The sequence below is a fragment of the Enterococcus sp. 5B3_DIV0040 genome, assembly GCF_002140755.1.
Classification (GTDB): Bacteria; Bacillota; Bacilli; order Lactobacillales; family Enterococcaceae; genus Enterococcus_D; species Enterococcus_D casseliflavus.
The window spans coordinates 161,262-177,537 of record NZ_NGLC01000001.1 but is presented as its reverse complement, the minus strand read 5'-3'; the positions used below and the strand labels follow the sequence as shown (position 1 = coordinate 177,537).

20 protein-coding genes are annotated in these 16,276 nt (G+C 41.3%); 3 read left to right on the top strand and 17 right to left on the bottom strand.

Translation table 11 applies throughout. The annotated features are described in order from the left end of the window. Positions 1-363: 363 nt before the first annotated feature. On the top strand, positions 364-792 hold the full coding sequence (locus A5883_RS00950) for a hypothetical protein (protein ID WP_086337813.1): 429 nt from the start codon (positions 364-366) through the stop codon (positions 790-792). On the opposite strand, the gene A5883_RS00945 is transcribed toward A5883_RS00950, so the two are convergent. The 8 genes from A5883_RS00945 to A5883_RS00910 form a co-directional block, all read right to left on the bottom strand. Continuing rightward, a complete protein-coding gene (locus tag A5883_RS00945; protein ID WP_086337812.1) occupies positions 789-1,175 on the bottom strand; it encodes a hypothetical protein in 387 nt (128 codons plus the stop codon). The genes A5883_RS00950 and A5883_RS00945 overlap by 4 nt on opposite strands. Continuing rightward, positions 1,168-1,389: a hypothetical protein gene (locus tag A5883_RS00940; RefSeq protein WP_086337811.1), complete on the bottom strand. Its 222-nt coding sequence runs from the start codon at positions 1,387-1,389 to the stop codon at positions 1,168-1,170. Before A5883_RS00940 ends, A5883_RS00945 begins: the two co-directional genes overlap by 8 nt. Positions 1,390-1,783: 394 nt before the next feature. Next, positions 1,784-1,975, bottom strand: a complete 192-nt coding sequence (locus tag A5883_RS00935) for a hypothetical protein (RefSeq protein WP_086337810.1) — start codon at positions 1,973-1,975, stop codon at positions 1,784-1,786. A gap of 5 nt (positions 1,976-1,980) precedes the next feature. Continuing rightward, on the bottom strand, positions 1,981-2,217 hold the full coding sequence (locus tag A5883_RS00930) for a hypothetical protein (protein WP_441316246.1): 237 nt from the start codon (positions 2,215-2,217) through the stop codon (positions 1,981-1,983). Continuing rightward, a complete protein-coding gene (locus A5883_RS00925) occupies positions 2,210-2,785 on the bottom strand; it encodes a hypothetical protein (RefSeq protein WP_086337809.1) in 576 nt (191 codons plus the stop codon). Before A5883_RS00925 ends, A5883_RS00930 begins: the two co-directional genes overlap by 8 nt. Next, a complete protein-coding gene (locus tag A5883_RS00920; protein WP_254907808.1) occupies positions 2,786-3,217 on the bottom strand; it encodes a DUF7694 domain-containing protein in 432 nt (143 codons plus the stop codon). Further along, a complete protein-coding gene (locus A5883_RS00915) occupies positions 3,214-3,420 on the bottom strand; it encodes a hypothetical protein (RefSeq protein WP_086337808.1) in 207 nt (68 codons plus the stop codon). The genes A5883_RS00920 and A5883_RS00915 overlap by 4 nt, the downstream gene beginning before the upstream one ends. Positions 3,421-3,450: 30 nt before the next feature. Next, complete coding sequence (locus A5883_RS00910) at positions 3,451-3,834, bottom strand: hypothetical protein (RefSeq protein ID WP_086338701.1); 384 nt, start codon at positions 3,832-3,834, stop codon at positions 3,451-3,453. Between the two features lie 120 nt (positions 3,835-3,954). Here A5883_RS00910 and A5883_RS00905 point away from each other — a divergent pair, with 120 nt between their 5' ends. Continuing rightward, the gene (locus A5883_RS00905) at positions 3,955-4,149 is read left to right on the top strand and encodes a hypothetical protein (protein ID WP_086337807.1); all 195 of its coding nucleotides are present in this window, start codon (positions 3,955-3,957) and stop codon (positions 4,147-4,149) included. Between the two features lie 807 nt (positions 4,150-4,956). Here the strand turns inward: A5883_RS00905 and A5883_RS00895 are convergent. The 6 genes from A5883_RS00895 to A5883_RS00865 form a co-directional block, all read right to left on the bottom strand. Next, positions 4,957-6,348 carry a hypothetical protein gene (locus A5883_RS00895; RefSeq protein WP_086337805.1) on the bottom strand — a complete coding sequence of 464 codons (1,392 nt, stop codon included), beginning with the start codon at positions 6,346-6,348 and terminating at the stop codon, positions 4,957-4,959. 562 nt (positions 6,349-6,910) lie between these two features. Continuing rightward, entirely contained in the window at positions 6,911-7,099 is a 189-nt protein-coding gene (locus A5883_RS00885; protein ID WP_086337803.1) for a hypothetical protein, read from the bottom strand. Positions 7,100-7,104: 5 nt separating this feature from the next. Beyond that, on the bottom strand, positions 7,105-7,368 hold the full coding sequence (locus A5883_RS00880) for a hypothetical protein (protein WP_086337802.1): 264 nt from the start codon (positions 7,366-7,368) through the stop codon (positions 7,105-7,107). After that, the gene (locus tag A5883_RS00875; protein WP_086337801.1) at positions 7,365-8,579 is read right to left on the bottom strand and encodes a replication initiator protein A; all 1,215 of its coding nucleotides are present in this window, start codon (positions 8,577-8,579) and stop codon (positions 7,365-7,367) included. The genes A5883_RS00880 and A5883_RS00875 overlap by 4 nt, the downstream gene beginning before the upstream one ends. A gap of 392 nt (positions 8,580-8,971) precedes the next feature. After that, complete coding sequence (locus A5883_RS00870; protein WP_074934075.1) at positions 8,972-10,321, bottom strand: UDP-N-acetylmuramoyl-tripeptide--D-alanyl-D-alanine ligase; 1,350 nt, start codon at positions 10,319-10,321, stop codon at positions 8,972-8,974. 86 nt (positions 10,322-10,407) lie between these two features. After that, entirely contained in the window at positions 10,408-11,496 is a 1,089-nt protein-coding gene (locus tag A5883_RS00865; protein ID WP_015510426.1) for a D-alanine--D-alanine ligase, read from the bottom strand. A 182-nt stretch (positions 11,497-11,678) separates the two neighbouring features. On the opposite strand from A5883_RS00865, the gene A5883_RS00860 reads away from it, so the two are divergent. Continuing rightward, on the top strand, positions 11,679-13,421 hold the full coding sequence (locus tag A5883_RS00860) for an ABC1 kinase family protein (RefSeq protein ID WP_086337800.1): 1,743 nt from the start codon (positions 11,679-11,681) through the stop codon (positions 13,419-13,421). A 52-nt stretch (positions 13,422-13,473) separates the two neighbouring features. Here the strand turns inward: A5883_RS00860 and A5883_RS00855 are convergent, their stop codons facing one another. The 3 genes from A5883_RS00855 to A5883_RS00845 form a co-directional block, all read right to left on the bottom strand. Beyond that, positions 13,474-13,926 (bottom strand): YaiI/YqxD family protein, encoded by a 453-nt coding sequence (locus A5883_RS00855; RefSeq protein WP_015510428.1) that lies wholly within the window; start codon positions 13,924-13,926, stop codon positions 13,474-13,476. 167 nt (positions 13,927-14,093) lie between these two features. Further along, a complete protein-coding gene (locus A5883_RS00850; RefSeq protein WP_086337799.1) occupies positions 14,094-14,759 on the bottom strand; it encodes an ABC transporter ATP-binding protein in 666 nt (221 codons plus the stop codon). Positions 14,760-14,769: 10 nt separating this feature from the next. After that, positions 14,770-16,254, bottom strand: coding sequence for an ABC transporter permease (locus A5883_RS00845; RefSeq protein WP_086337798.1), 1,485 nt, complete (start codon positions 16,252-16,254; stop codon positions 14,770-14,772). Positions 16,255-16,276: the final 22 nt, after the last annotated feature.

Below are 16,276 nucleotides of genomic sequence, written 5' to 3'. Positions count from 1 at the left end.
ACTAATTGCCCAACAATGCCTTGACGAGAATACTTCACATGACGATTCTCTTTCTCCCAGGCTTCTTTTATCGCTTCTATTTGTTCACGTGTAATGACATCAATTCCAATGCTATAATTCTCTTTTGCTTTTCCCATCATCTACTCCTTGTACATGTGATTTAAGATATCTTATATTCTTAGTCTAACATGTACCCCCCCCCCGTCAATATTTTTTCTATAGTTTTTTTATTCTTTTCTTATCTCTTTTTGGTTTGTTTTCATGGAATCGGTCCTCAATAATTCCTCTCATTTTTTCGTACTAGACAGAGGAAAACCCATCGTTTTATACTGAATCTAACACTTACGAAAGGATCGATGATCGATGACAAAACCATTCCAATACTTATTCGGTGTCCTCTTGATACTAGCAGGGCTGTTCGCTGTTCTAGCTTTTGAACACTTACAAGAACAGCCAAAAGACAACCAACCAGCGATAAAATCAACCATTTCAACCGAACCAACGAAAGAAACACAAACGTTTGACTTTGCCCAACTTCAAGAAAAAGAAGGCGACGATTTGAAGGATCTCGGCATTTGGCAAATTGAAACCATCATTTTTAAAGGGAAAACCAAGGCGATTCTCACCACAGCCAACGGAAAAGAAGTAAGTTTTCCTATCGAGATTACGAATCAAGACAAAAATGAAATCACACTCCCTACAGTCAACTATGCACCAAAGAATCTTGTCATTGCCCAACAAGTGGGGTTGGCTCAAAAAGACAACCAATACTTCATGTATCAAATAGACTAACTAGTATCCGTTGCCTGCTTAGGAAACAAATGATACTTTTTTCGTAGATACCTCAGTCTCGATAAAGGGACTTGATAGGCTTCAGATACCTGCTTGAGTGTCTGTCCTGCAAGCAAGTCGGAAACGACTTGTTCTTCTAATCCTGGGCGCACATCGAAAAAATACTGACATGCTCGTTGATGAAACGCCTCTTTTGTTTCTCCAGCCTTTCGAACCGGATCGATCGGCGTACCTAAAATCACGAGTAACTGATCACGTCGTTTGATTGCTTGCGGATCATTAAACCAATTCGGATGATATTCTTCGTCGGTTAATTCAAATAATGCTTTTCTTGCCAGCTTCTTTAGCTGGTGGTTTTTCTTTGTGACCAGGTGTTCACTCATGCTTTTGTTCACACTCCTCTAGCATTAAGTGCTGATCGAAAGTGTCTAACATCTCGTGAAGCCGTTCCAAAGGGATCCCCTCTGTCTTTGCCAGAGACACAGCGCTAAAAAGCGTGAAGAGTAACACATCCATTGCGCCTAACTCTTCTGACACCATCGATAAGTGGTTCCCTTGTTTCTCTAATCGCACACACCCATTGATTGCTTTTTCCATCTTCTTTTACCGCCTTTCTTTTTTTGATTGACTGACCGGTACGAGTGTTCACTGCACGTCGATTTTTTGTCAAGAATTTATGTTGGAAGTTTTTAGCGAAAAGTTTTCTAAAAGTCTTTGATCCATTGTTTCTACAAGGAGTTTTGAAACACTCGCACCGGTCAACCAACCATTTGTTTTCTCTTTCTTTTTCGTTATTTTCTGTTGTATACTACCTATGAGCTAGTTTTTCATATCATCAGTTTCATGGATACCCACTAACCCTAAACGATCTAGCTCAGGGACTGTCGTTTATCCTTTCACGACAGTCTTTTTTTATTGACATCCACCCTCTTCTGGCGTTTCTCTAGTATCAACCAAACCGTTGACACCAGCGACCACTTGGCTCATGGTTCTATCTCCCCTGTTTCTTCTTGATTTCGTTGTTCAATCGATTTCGCAAGATAACAGCTTTCGTATAATCTATCGATAATTTTTCTTGCCGTTGCCGATAAAACAACCGAAGTTCTTCCGTTGTCACATAGAATAAATTTTCTGGTGAACGGTTTTTCCAATTACCATCTAAAAAAATGATTCCTCCAGCCATGATTCTTATTCTAACCCTATATTTTCAGGAAGTTCTTTCAATGCAACACCATATTCTTGTGCTACTTTCACTGCCTTTAATTGAAGATTGGCATTGTCTATAATTTTATCGCTGATCGCCGAAATGCTCTGAGAGCGTTTGATCTCTCTTTCTAGTTCTTCACCTTGCAATTCCTCATCATTCAAGCGTTCCAATTGTTCAAACAAGTGGTTATTCAAATCTGCTAATGTATTTCTAGGCAATATCCCCACTTCCTTTCAATTCCGCATAGTCATCAATGATTCTAGCTAACTCATCGGGATCAACCGCAAATTCCTTAAGCCATACGCCATTTCGGCTAATATGAATATTCCTTTGTCCCTCATCAATAAACGACATCGGGATAAATAAAATGTATGGATCATTCATTTCATCACCAGCATTTCGTTCAAGAAAAACAACGAGACAATCCTGACAGCCACTTGTTTTAACTCCCCAGTATTCGTATTCAGTATTTTTTCTGCTATAAATCGAACTAAATTTCACATCAATCGTCAAATTGCCCACGACAAAATCATAGCCTGGATAATTTTTCTTGAATAATTTATTGGCATCGATCGCTTTCGGAACAAGTTCATGAAACCGTTGTTCTGCTAATCCACCAAGTTTTTGCGCTTTTGTCCCATAATTGATTTTATCTTGAATTTTCAGCACCCCTGCTTTCGCCAATAGAATTTGTAGGCGAAAAGCAGGCATTCTCGTTTCATTTTGTGTCAATACAAAGTCATAGTCATTATCGACATAAAACGCAATAATTTCTTGTCGTTTCATTTACGTCCCTCCCCTCTTTTCCGCCATTACGTTTTTCTCAATCAATCCAAAAGGAAGTCCTATCCCCGGTGGGAAAACCCATAAATGATACATATTCGCCTCATCGATCAGCTCGCTTTCTTTTGGGAAACATTCAATGGCTTCTCGTTCTTCCCCAAAAAGTTCATTTTTGATCCGCTGCTTTTCACACCAGGAAATCTCTGTATTTTCTCGATTTCTAATTGCCGCATGCAAAACAGGTCCATAGGGTTCCGTTTCAACCGTTCGAACCAATACGGCATACTGACCATCCGTAAGCCCTCGATCCATTTCCGCGACCCAACCGTGACAGCTGTTCGTTGATTTCGGACTTGGTCCTTGACGCCAGTGCTTTGGCAAGGGACAACGCATGCCTTTTGTTCGATCAAATTGTTTTCGCTCTTTTTTATTCATGACGGTTCCCTCATCCACGCTTGATTGGCCTTTCTTTTTTGTTGCTTACTGGTAGGCGTTCGCACTTCGATCACCTGACCCTCACAGACCTCTGCGGCTAATTCCGCCAGTGCTTTTGATTCATAATGAAAAGCCTCTGCTTGACTGGCACAACCATTGCCGTCCGGATCTAAATAACACATGGCTTTTACCACATATCCCATCGACTTTCCTCCTTAATTCGACACTTTCTATTATTCATTAACGAATGCTCTTCCAAGTTTCCAGTGAATAAATTCTTCCATCGTTACTTCGTGCATGTTGCAGTAACGCTCTAATTCCTCTTTTTTCCAAGCGATTTCCGATTTACCTGTATCTAAGTTAATTGTCTGGATTGAAAACAAGTTTTTATACTCCCAAACAATTTTGAATCGTTCTTCTTTTGTAAGAGGCTCTTGGATTTCAACCAATTCCATCACTCGTTTGATAATTTGTAACTTTTGATTAAAGGGTATGTCTTCTCTCAACAATTCATCATTTATTAGTTCTGCTAAAAGCATTTCTTTTTCACTGATCGTATCCGCGTTTTCTCTGATTATTTTGGCAATCGTATCCGATCTTTTTTCTACAATAGTCATGTCCTTTCGCTCCTTCATTTGTTCCTTCTTTCAACGATTTATTCTTCTTACAAGAATGTCATGCGATTATCCGCTTTCCCTGCTATACTTTACATGATTACTAGATAAAGGAGCTTAGTTATGGAAAAGATAAAAGAAATCCTATTGATCATTCCTGTATTTCTTATCTTGTATCCCCTTCTTTGCCTGATCGTCGCAAGCCTGATCAGTGTATATCGTTTTGTTGTAAAAAAAGAATCGTTCCGGGAAAACGTGAAAGATTGGTTTATCGAATTATTTTTAGAGATCTTCAATCCCTTCAACTATTTTTTCTAACCTCCTGATCTGTTGGCTCCTACGAGTGTCGGATGGTGTCTAATGAACCCCAGCGAAAAAAGAAAGTGAAAAACACTGGAGGAGGAGCCCGACACTCGCACGAGTTAACAGATCAGCTCAATTTATTATGTCATGCCTAATCATTTATCCATATTGCCTCTGGAACCTTTAGCCCTTTTTGTTTGCCCATTTCATTTTACAAATAGTTTTAAACAGATTTTTTTCCGCAGGGTTTCTAGCGTTCGCAACCCATAAACTCTCAAAAAGCATCCTCGCTCCCTTGAAAAATAATTGGCTCATTTTTCTTACTATCTGATCTTCGCAAAAATCTTTTTTGTCCTGTGCCACACCCATCCAGACGTACCGTGATTTTAGACTGATCTCAGTTTCACCATACTTTTTTAGGTGGTTTATCCTTCCTAAGCCCCTGTTAGGCACGCTGATTAGCTTAGAAAGTCCTGTTATTATCCAATTGTCAACATTCTCCCAAAAGTCGCAAATAAGTTGACGTGTGTCGCTTCCGTTCAAAGGAACAATTCCTGCTCCTCGAGTATTCCAACTCCCCTAGTTCAAGGGCTTTCTTCCGCCAGCCTCCCTTAAGCTTTGCCTAAAGGGTTTCGTGTCCGTGTGCTTATTTGTTCCTTTTTTCGATCGCTTCATTCTGTGCGAGCGATAACGCAAGATTTATTCATTTTTTCAAACGAACAAACAAAAAGAGCTAAATGGATCCAACTTAACTACTTTTTCTTAAGTCTCTCTTGATCTAAAAAATCAAAAAGAAACAATAACTGAAAATATTATTTCTAACTACCTAAGTACAACTTTTCTCGCTAAAAAGTGATAGTATTCATCTATATTCGGAAATTTTTGATGTTTTTCTTCAATAAATTCCTTGGGATCATGTCTATCCAAACAAATCAGCCGTTTCCCTAAATTTAGTAGTTGTTGTTGTCCATATATACGAATTTCTCCTAGTTTACTTCCTCTAATCATCAAAACAGTATAGGATTGTCCTAAACTAGATAATTTTTCATAGACATCAGATCGTTCATTGTTCGTTAAATCATCAAAATAGTCATTAACTATTTTATGATAATTTGGTTCGACTACTTTTACACCTTTTAACCCATGAAGAGTAAAATCTGCTAATCTCAATATCATTGCCTTAGACTCTTTATCCGCAAATCCTATTTCTTCCCAGTGATACTCTATCCATTTAGGAAAATTATGCAACGATTTGTCATAGTAAGAAGAAATAACTATCCCAGATGCCATTTTAAAGTGGTAGTTAACAGACCTTTTTTTGAATCGAAAGACGTATATCCCTACCCTAGCAGCTTCTAACACTACATGATCAGGCAATACCTTATTTATTCTCGCTATCATCGTCTTAAGATATTTAGGAGCTTTTATTTTACTAGCTGTGTAGGGACTGATTTGTCCTCTATTTTTTTCTACTTCTTCCAAAATTTCTTTGTATTCTTTTGGTTGAACACGTTCAATTGATTTGGCTACACTTCTAGAAAGAACATTATCCTTCCCTAAATTCTCTTGGACGAATTTATTCATAATTTTCTTTTCACTACGATAGATCTTGTGCAAACGAAACAATTCTTTTTCATCTAAACTATTTCCATTTTTGATGTAGTTTTTCATAAATTTAACAAGTTTTTTCTTTGCTTTACGGTAAGAATCTTGATAGAAATCGGGTAGAATGATCTCGGTATACTCCGTCAAATCCTTTTTATCCGTTAAAATACTGTAAAATTCTTCGTTCTTATCCAGCAACTCATTATACCTGTACAATTCATCTTCACTCTTGACTATTCTTTTCATGAATGCTAATTCTTTGAAATTCTCTGAACAATTCCCACCAATGTATAATGACTGTTGATTTTTTTTGTTAATAATCTTATAACGTGTCTGAATTGGTTGATTGCATAAATCACAGTGATACTCTTTTTCCTCAGATATACAAGTCCCTTTTCTATCTATCTCCCATTCCTTTATAGATAGGTTTAACCAGTGTGCTAGATTTTGATTTATTTTCGTTACTATTCCAAAAGCTTCCGCTTGTTTTGGATAGATCGTTTTATGTTGTTTCAGACAAGAATAGACATCTGGTTCGACTTTTTTTAGTGCTTCACTATTTAGCAACAAATTTCTCTGACTTAAACAAATCAATACTTTCTTCCCCATCTAACTGCTCCTTTTTTTATATTTTTGTAAGAGTATAGCTCTATGTTATTTTCTCAACCAGTCAATTTCGTTTAAGAAACATTTATTCGGTTACTAAAAAGACCTTTTATGCTCTTTCTTTGAGCCGTTTGTCATTTTTTCTTTTCACTAGTTTGGCATATTGCTTATTCGTGAGTGATAATGCTTGTGTAGAACATCCCCGATATGCAACGAGCTTCCCATCAAACCAAATTTGCTTAATCTGTGAAAAAAATAGTTTTCTTGCAAGATACGATGTCAAAGATTTCGTATATAATACGATTGGCTTCCCAGACGAATCGATACTCATTCGTTGAGCTATCTGATCATGAATCTTCCATCGTTGCCGATTGAATAGTGTCACTTCACAACACATCCACCGTAAATGATCTTCATACAAATTCATTTCTCTTCCTCCAGCCAGTCATTCAAAAAATCTTACTTTTATCTTGCTCCGTAACTTGTAGCTCTAACTGAAAAACAGCACTTACATCTTGCTTGAAGCAATACAATTCCATGCCTTCTCCGAAAGTGTAGATACTTTTTAATGAGGTGTAGACACTTTTTTCAATCCTACATCAAAATGCGCAGCTTCTTGCCTAACGAGAAGATCCAATGCATGCGCAAGAATTTTACTTTCCGAAAGGACGTATTTTTTTGATAACCGCTTTAATGCTGTTTGTTGCTCCGGGTTTAAAGTTGTCACGCCTCTCTTATTTTCTGCCTTAATCATTTTTCTTATCCTTCCTCTCGATCCATCGGTTCAAAATCAAACGTCCCTTTTACTTGCCGGTAACATGCCCCACAATGGGGACATTTCCAGACAAACGTGTTTTGAACATGGGGTGCCCCACAAGACAGGCGCTTAAAATGCACGATATGTTTTGCCAATTCCCCACAGTCACAAGTCACATAGGTTGGCGGCCAGCTGGCATAGGCCAGTGTCTCAAACGGCACATGATAGCTGTTATAACATCGACGATTCGTGTGTAGAAACATCATCGGGACCCCTCCTTTTTTTCACGATTTACTGCTGTTTCGCGCAAACAAAGCAATTCATTATCCAATTGTGCCAACGTGTATTTATCCGGAAAAATCGCTTGAAGCACACTTCGTTCTGTCCGTTCACCTGATAACCATTCTTGTCTTAAACGTTCGATCTCAGAGAAAGAAACAATGGTTTCTGCCAGTAACACCAATTTCCAGAAATGAAGCATCATCCGATAAAAATACGCAAAGGGATCCTGGATCGGCTGTCCTTTATGACAACTCGTGCGATACTTGTACACAAATTTTTCTACCTCATGTTCGAGATCTTGTGCCCAAAGCTCCCCATTCAATCGTGGCAAGACCCGATAATGAATTGCTAGAATATCCGCATGCTCTTTTTCTACTTTCCGTTTTGCGGCATAGATCTTATCGATCAATTTTTGAGCATCTGTCCCGAAATGAGTAAGTAGCTCAATGGTTCGTTTGGTCAAAAATGGATAGTCCCCCATTTTGAGCAGCTCTGCTTCTGAAATTTCTGAAAGAGATATTTCTGTTGGTTTCTCGTATCGATTGGTATCGTTAATATTCTCAGTATTACTTAATTCAGTATTACTAGGGTTAAAAATTTTACCCTCCAGACGTCCATTTTTTGGACGTCCAAAAAATGGACGTCCTTGTCCCCCAAGGGATTCAGGCGTTTTTTCTGCTTTTCTGGAATGATCCTCATTCGGAAGAGGGAGTTCATTTCCAAGATAATCCAAACGCTTGGTCAATCGATTTTCTGAATCATATTCTTCAATAATTTGATGATCCGCTTCGACTAATTGAAGATACAAACGATTTGGTTTATTTAATCCTTGTTTTACTTCTCGCAACAATTTCATTTTTGCCAGTTCCTGTTTTACTTTCGTAACCGTTGTTTTCGACTTATCTAACAACTCCATCAATTCTTCCACCGTAAAAATCAAAAACACAGAGCCATGTTCATCAACAAAATCTCGTTTTCCAGATTCATACGAACGGATTGATAATTGGCAACGGTTATACAATGCCCCATACGCCAATTTGGCATCATTGGATAATTGTGCGTAATCACTGGTATAGCGAATCTTTTTAATCACTTTTCCCATACTATCTTTGATTCGCTCTGTCCGTGTCATAAAGATTTGGGGAATTTGATAAAACGTTTGTGTAGCTAATTGATTCACTGTAATGTCTGCCATGTTATAGCCTCCTTCAGATTTTTCTACTTCTCCGCCAAGAGAAATAGGAAACCATCTATAAAATTTTGTAAGCAGGCAACGGGAGTCGAACCCGTACTCGCCAATGTCAAAACATCTGAATACCTGCGGCTCAGTATAGTCATCTAGAAAGATTTGGCGGAAACTATACTGATCATCTAGAAAGAGAGTCAATAATATGGCTTTGGGAGCTATTTCTAGTCCCTATACAAATACAAGGAATCGAACCTTTAAACCGACCACTTCGGATAGTTGTTTCATGAACTCTCCTTTTCCGCCTGAACAACAAAAAAGAGGACAGATTTCTCTATCCTCTTTACTTCTAAATTCTTATTTTTTATTCCTAACTAAACTCTAGACACTTACACTCCGCTTTACATTCCTTTTAGTGCATCAACGACTTCGCTCAAGCCCATGCCATTGCTCCCTTTGATTACCAAGCTGTCGGAAGGTTCTAAAGTTTCTATTAAGGAGGCGATCAGTTGTGGTTTTTCATCTGTCGCAAAATAGCGCACCTTCTCAGCCAGTGGTGACTGAGCTAGTCGTTTTTGCAATGCTTGCATTTCTTTGCCATAAAGAAAAACTAGTTGGAACGAGTCATCTAAATGTGCGGCCATCTGCTCGTGCATTTGTGCAGAATCTGGTCCTAATTCAAGCATATCTGCCAATACGGCGATCCGACGTCCTGCTAAGGGCAATTTGCGGAAACTATCCAATACGAGACCCATGGCCGTCGGATTGGCATTGTAAATATCGCTCAAAATCGCTGCTCCATTACCGGCAGTCACCCATTGGGTCCGATTTTTCGTTAATTGAAAATGCGCCAATCCCTCCTTGATGGCTTCATTTGATACACCAAAATGACGTCCTAACCCAATCGCGATCAAGGCATTTTTGACATTATAACCGCCTAATACCGGTAAGGTAAAAGTCGTACTTGCTACCGTAAAAATCGTCTGATCTTGCGATTCCTCCACGATGTCTCCTTGTAGATCTCCCTCAGTTAAACCAAAAGTTTCAATGGTCTGCGTTAAATTGGGAACAAAGGGCTCTAACAATGGTTCATCAGCTGGCATCATAAAGAAGCCGTCTTTTTTCAATCCTGCGGTGATCTCCATTTTGGCTTTGGCGATCCCTTCTCTGGACCCTAAGTTTTCAATGTGGGCTTCGCCTATCAACGTGATAGCGGCAGCGTCAGGTTCTGCTAAGCGCGAAAGGACTTCGATTTCTCCTGCATGATCCATTCCCATTTCTAAAATCAACACTTGGGTATCTTCTGGTGCATGCAAGATAGTCAAAGGCACGCCTAGTTCATTGTTATGGTTACCTTGAGTTTTGTAGGTCTGGTATTTTTGTGCCATAACCGCGTCTACCATATCTTTTGTGGTTGTTTTCCCATTACTTCCGGTAATAGCGATGATTTTTGGCGCAAGTTTTTCTTTGTAGGCTCGTGCTAACTGTTGGAACGCTTTGACAGTATCCGTGACGGGGATCACAAGGATGCCTTGCGGTGGTTGGATGGTGGGATGACTCCACAATGTCGCGATCGCACCATTGTCTTTGGCTTGTTGGGCAAATTCATGTCCGTCACGGGTCCCCGCTAAGGGAACAAAAAGACTGTTTTCTTTGATCAGACGGCTGTCGAATTCCACAGAGGCAAGTGGTGTTTCATTTTTAATTTGCTGACCAAATACGGCAGCGGCTTCTTTTACAGTAAAATTCATCAGGTTCGCTCCTTTTTCCTAAAAAAAGAAAGCACAAGATCGCTTCAAGTATTTTCCTTGAGTTGAGCTGGCTTTCTTCCTGCTATTTATTCTGCTTCGTTTTCTGCTTCTTTTTCTGTTGCTTCTACATTGGTCAAGAACGAACGTCTTTGATTGAAACGATTCATCCCTAATTGGATCAATTCTTCGATCAAATCCCCATAAGGCAAACCGGTCTTCTCCCATAGCAGTGGGTACATGCTGAATTCAGTGAACCCTGGCATCGTGTTCAGCTCATTTAAAAAGAGCTCATTTTTATTGGTCAAAAAGAAATCACAACGGCTCAATCCGCTGCCGCCTAACATCGTATAGGCTTTTTTCGCAAACTCTTGGGCTTTGGCTTGTGTTTCTTCTGGAATTTGTGCAGGAATCTGCATCTCGATTCGGTTGTCAATGTATTTGGAATTGTAATCATAAAAGGCAACATCTTTTACGATTTCTCCCGGCATTGTGGTCCGAACGTCTTCGTTTCCAAGAACGGCTACTTCGATCTCACGGGCTTCGATTCCTTGTTCAACGATCGCTCGGGTATCGTAGCGATACGCTTCTTGTAGCGCATTTTGCAGTTCTTCACGGTTCTCGGCTTTCGAGATACCGACACTTGAGCCCATGTTGGCAGGTTTGACAAACATTGGATAAAGCAGACTGCCTTCACATTGATCGAAAATCTTTTTCGGATTTTCTTTCCACGCATTTTTCAAGACTGGTACATAGGGAACTTGCGGAATCCCCGCAGCTTGCAAGATATACTTGGTCATGATTTTGTCCATCCCACAGGCACTAGTCAAGACACCGGCTCCGACATAAGGCATTCCGATGGTTTCTAAAAACCCTTGGATCGTGCCGTCTTCGCCGTTTGGTCCGTGAAGTAAAGGAAAGACGATCGCGTCTTCTTCGTAGATTGCCCCAGGTGAAATTTCTTCCCCTTTGGTTTCTTCATTGGTCAATGCCAAAGTATCTGGAGACGTTGGCGCCTCAGTCAATAATGGGCCTTTTAACCAGCGTCCTTCTTTGGTGATCATTACTAATTGAACTTGGTAGTAATTATAATATACAGCATTAACAACTGAAAAAGCGGATAACAGTGATACCTCATGTTCTGCACTGCGTCCCCCGTATAATAAAATGATTTTCAAAAGAATTTCCTCCTGTATTCATTGATTCTACCAAACTAAGTCTTCCACATTTTAGCACAAAATCGACCAACCGGCATTAAATCTTGCAGAAATTTCTTTAAGCTTACACAGTCGTTAGTTGAATGTTTTTCATTTTGTCAGTACTATGAATATATCACGGCACGTTTAAAGAGGTGGGACCTATGACAGAACAAACCGCTCCTTCTAGAAAAGGACGATTAAAACAAATCGTTCAAGTCTTTTTGAAATACAAAGTCGTTCAAAATATCAGCAAACAGCAGCACCCCGAAATGGTGCGTCAAGCGTTTGAAGAATTAGGACCAACATTTATCAAAATCGGGCAGATGCTTTCGGTCCGCAATGATCTGCTTTCCAGCACCTTTGTCGATGAATTCAAGCAGCTGCAGGACAATGTCAAAAGCGATCCATTTCCCAAGGTCAAAGCACTGCTGGAAACAGAACTGCAGCAACCGCTAACGGAAGTTTTTTCCGCTTTTGATGAAATTCCAGTCGCCTCAGCTTCCATCGGACAAGCCCATCGAGCAAACTTGATCAGCGGCAAAGAAGTGATCGTCAAAGTGCAGCATCCAGGGATCATTGCGGCAATTCAAGTGGATCTCGATCTTTTTGAAAAAGCCCTGCCGTTGGTTCGCGCAATTCCAGAAGCCAATGTGGTGGATTTAAAAAGCGTGCTAAGCGAAGTCCGACGATCCCTTGCCAATGAAACAAATTTTTTACAAGAGATGAAAAATGCACAGGAATTCTACCGCAACAATCACCAAGACCCGCAGTTGGCATTGCCAAAAGTTTATCCCGAATGGTGTACCCAAAAAGTATTAGTCATGGATTACATGGCAGGTGAAAGCTTGAATTGCTTACTGACCCGCAAAAATCAAGACATCGTTTATGACAATCAGTCCGTTAAAGCAGTGAAAAAACAAGTGGGGACGCTATTAGTCGAAAACTTTATGAAACAAGTCTTTGAAGATGGCTTCTTTCACGCTGATCCACATCCTGGCAATCTTTTCTTGCATGTCTTCACGGATCAAGCCAACCGCCCACAACCATTTCAAGTCAAGCAGCGCGTCGGTGTCCTCGGCGGGGTCGATTATTCGTTGAAATGGCAAGAAGAAGCTGTCATGCCGCCTTACCAAGTGATTTTCTTGGACTTTGGGATGATGGGTCATTTGGATCAGTCTTTACGCAGCCGTTTAGCCGATGCGTTGATTGCTCTTTATACCCAAGACACCCAAGAAGTCGGTAAAGCCGTCTTGCGGTTGTGCAACAGCAGCGGCAGTTCCTTTGACGAAGTCGCCTTCTATCAGGATCTTCAAAAATTTGTTGAAAACTACTATAATATGCCGCTAAAGGATATCGACTTGCAAAAAGTGATGGCGGAAGTCATCACGATCTGCCATGATAACCAACTGCAGATGCATCGAGACATCACCTTGCTGATCAAGGCTTTTGGTACCTTGGAAGGTGTGATCAAAGCCTTAGATCCCGAATTATCAATGATGGAAGTCACTCAGCCTTTTGCACAAAAATATTTCCTACAGCAGCTGAGTATTGAAGACGAGGTGAAAAAAAGCGCCTTGGCAACCGCAAAAAGCTTGCGGGCACTTAGCCATCTTCCCGATCGGACCTTGGCTGTCTTAGACACTTTTGCGACTGGTAAACACCGATTGAATCTAGAGATCCGCGAACAAAAACAGCTATTGGACCGCTTTGATCAGATGGTCAATCGACTGGTGATCGGTATTATTCTAGCTGCGGTCATCCTTGGCTCTTCCTTATTGGTGGTCGCCAGCCCGCAACAAGGAGCCTTCGTCCATCAGATGGGAATCTTCGGATATACCTTAGCATTTTTCGCGATCGTGGCTTTAGTCAGCAAATACTTCTATGATCGTTTTCGCAAGAAATAAATAAGCACCTTCAATTCCCGTGGTTCATGCAGAAGCTGGGTCTTGAGGGTGCTTATTTTGCAAGGGTCTGTCGCAATTCGTTTTCAAAGATTCGTTTGAAGGCTTCCCGATCCTCTTTCGTAAAGGGCTTCGGTCCTTTTGTACGCTTGCCTGCTTTACGCATCTGCGCACCTAAGTAGCGTTGTCCAAGTAAAAAATCGATCGTTTCTGGCAAATACTCTGTGCCGTTATGGTGAAAAACCCGCGCTTTTTTCGGCAAGACCAAAGAGGCTAACCCATAATCTTGGGTAACAAGAAAATCACCGGGCTCTATTTCCTTCACGATTTCATAATCCGCACGATCCGAGCCTTTGTCGACATAGACAAAGTGAACATGGGCAGGATAATCTTTGGTCGTGTAATGATCGACACTGGTGACGATCACCACCGGCAGCTGATATTGCTGAGCCAGCTCAATCACTTCGTTTTTCACTGGCGATCCATCGCCGTCAATAAAAAGTCGCATCTCCACACTCCCCTCACAAGTTTCTTCGTTTACAATTACTTCTATTGTAAGAGGAGCAAGGCGAAGATGCAAGCAGACTTTACAGCCGTTTCCTTGAGGATGTATTTAAAGCCTCAAGAAGAGCAACTGCCTCCGCCCTAATAACTAGCAGTTGCCATAAGTAAAGCTTATCCTTCAATTCTAGAAAATGCTCGTTCTTTTAGCTCATAAACGACATCGCAAGCTTTTGCTACCTCTTGTTCATGGGTCACTAAGATGATACATTTTTTTTGCTCATGGGCAATTTCTTGAAACAGTTTGACGATTTCTTTAGATGTCGTTTCATCCAAATTTCCAGTCGGTTCATCGGCTACGATCAGCTCATGTTCACAGCACAACGCGCGAACGATAGCGACCCGCTGCTGTTGCCCACCCGATAATTGGGTCACTTTTTTCAGTGCCAGCTCTTCCGTGATGCCAACTTTGGCTAAGTTGGCTAAAGCATAGGCCTTTTTATCGGCTTGCTGCGACTTCGCGATCGCCATGGCTGTGATCACATTGTCCAGTGCCGACAGATAAGGCAATAGATTATACGCTTGGAACACGATGGAAACATCTTTGCGGCGGTATTCTCGCAATCCGATTTTTGCTAACGTTTCTTCATTGTAGAAAATTTTTCCTTCTTTCGGTGTATCTAGGCCCGTGATCAGTGACAGGAAAGTTGTTTTCCCCGATCCGCTGGAACCTAAGATCGCATACATCTTGCCAGGTTCAAAGGTCAAATCAACGTCACGAAACAGCGCTTCTGCTTCGCTTTGATACCAATATCCTAATTGTTCTGTTCGTAATGTCATGTCGTTCCTCCTAAGAAACCAAGATTTTTTTCGGATTCAACCGCAAAATGCCCGCGGAAGAGAGTAAGATCGAGCCAAAACTGATCCCTAGACCGAGTAATGCCAATAAACCAATTTGTTGAGGGGAAACGGTGATCTCCAAGGACTCCACTTCTGCTGATTGGGTGAAGGATGGGAAAGAACCACCACGATTTCCGCCCATTTGCGGCATCTCCCCGCCTCCAGGACCAGCGTTTTCAGTGGCTGCTTGATCAGTCGTTGTCTCTGTTTGTTGTGCCAATAATTGCTCTCCGACGGCATTACCGACAAGATTGCCGCTAGCGGCCGCGATCCCTAAAGCAAACACCATACAGACAAAAATCTCTGTGAAAAACTGTAGGATCACTTTAGCCCGTGACTCGCCTAAAGAGAGCAATACACCAATCTCATAGCGACGTTCCCGAATCGACATCATCACGATCAACGTCAAAATAATGATACCGGCAGCAGCAACTAACACAATAATATTTTTTGCAAAGCTAGCGACATTATTCAATGGTGTCAGCATCGACTGATACATTTGATCGTTGGTTTGAATGCTGTAGGTTTCTGTATCGATCAACCCTTCCGCTTCTTCCACGAATGCTGTCATCTCAGACGGATCACTCAAGGTATAGGTTGCTGAATCAATGGTGTCCTCATTGCCGCTCAACGTATTGGCAAGAGTATAAGAGGCAATGATCGTGTTGGCTGGGTTGAGAAAGTTAAACATTTGGCTCATGCTGTTGCCAACTTCACTCGTTTCATAGATTCCCTTGATCGTCACTTCGACTTCATTGTCCTCTGCATCAGTGATCGAAAACGTATCTCCGACCGCCAAATCATTCGCTTCAGCTAGTGAGGATTCGATCAGGACTTGGTTCGTACCTTCATCCTCAGAAGTAATTCCTTCTCCATCCGTGATCGTCGCTGTTCCTTCCGAAAAAGTCGTATACGCCGCACTGCTTGATACACCAGTGATTTGGAAATCACCCGTACTCATATTCCCACCAGGCATTCCTCCTGGCATACCGCCCATTTGCCCCGATTCGCTGCTGTCGGTTGCTTCTGACTCTGTCGATGAGTCACTGCTGGAGATCGGTTCGATCCCGCTGACGGCATCAGCAGAGGTGCTGACTTCAAAACTATATGAGGCAACCCCGTCTAAATCGGCGATCGCTTGGGCATCAGTAATCGCTACTGGTGTCGATTGAAAACTCCCTGGATCTGGTCGGGTGCTTTGGTCATCGCTGTCAGAAGAAGAGCTCCTTTGCTGAAAAGCCTGCTCGCGGTTTGCTTGCAACGTCACAGTTGCGCCAACACTTTTCTGGGCATTTTCAGTCGCTACTAGTGCCGCACTGCGAATCGTCAGACCCGCCAATACAAAAATCAAGATTGCAGAAAATACGGCGATCAGCAACAGGCTCCGGCCTTTTTTCGCCCATAAACTTTGGAGACCTCGTTTCAAAAAATTCATCTTTGTTCCTCCTGAATAGCTA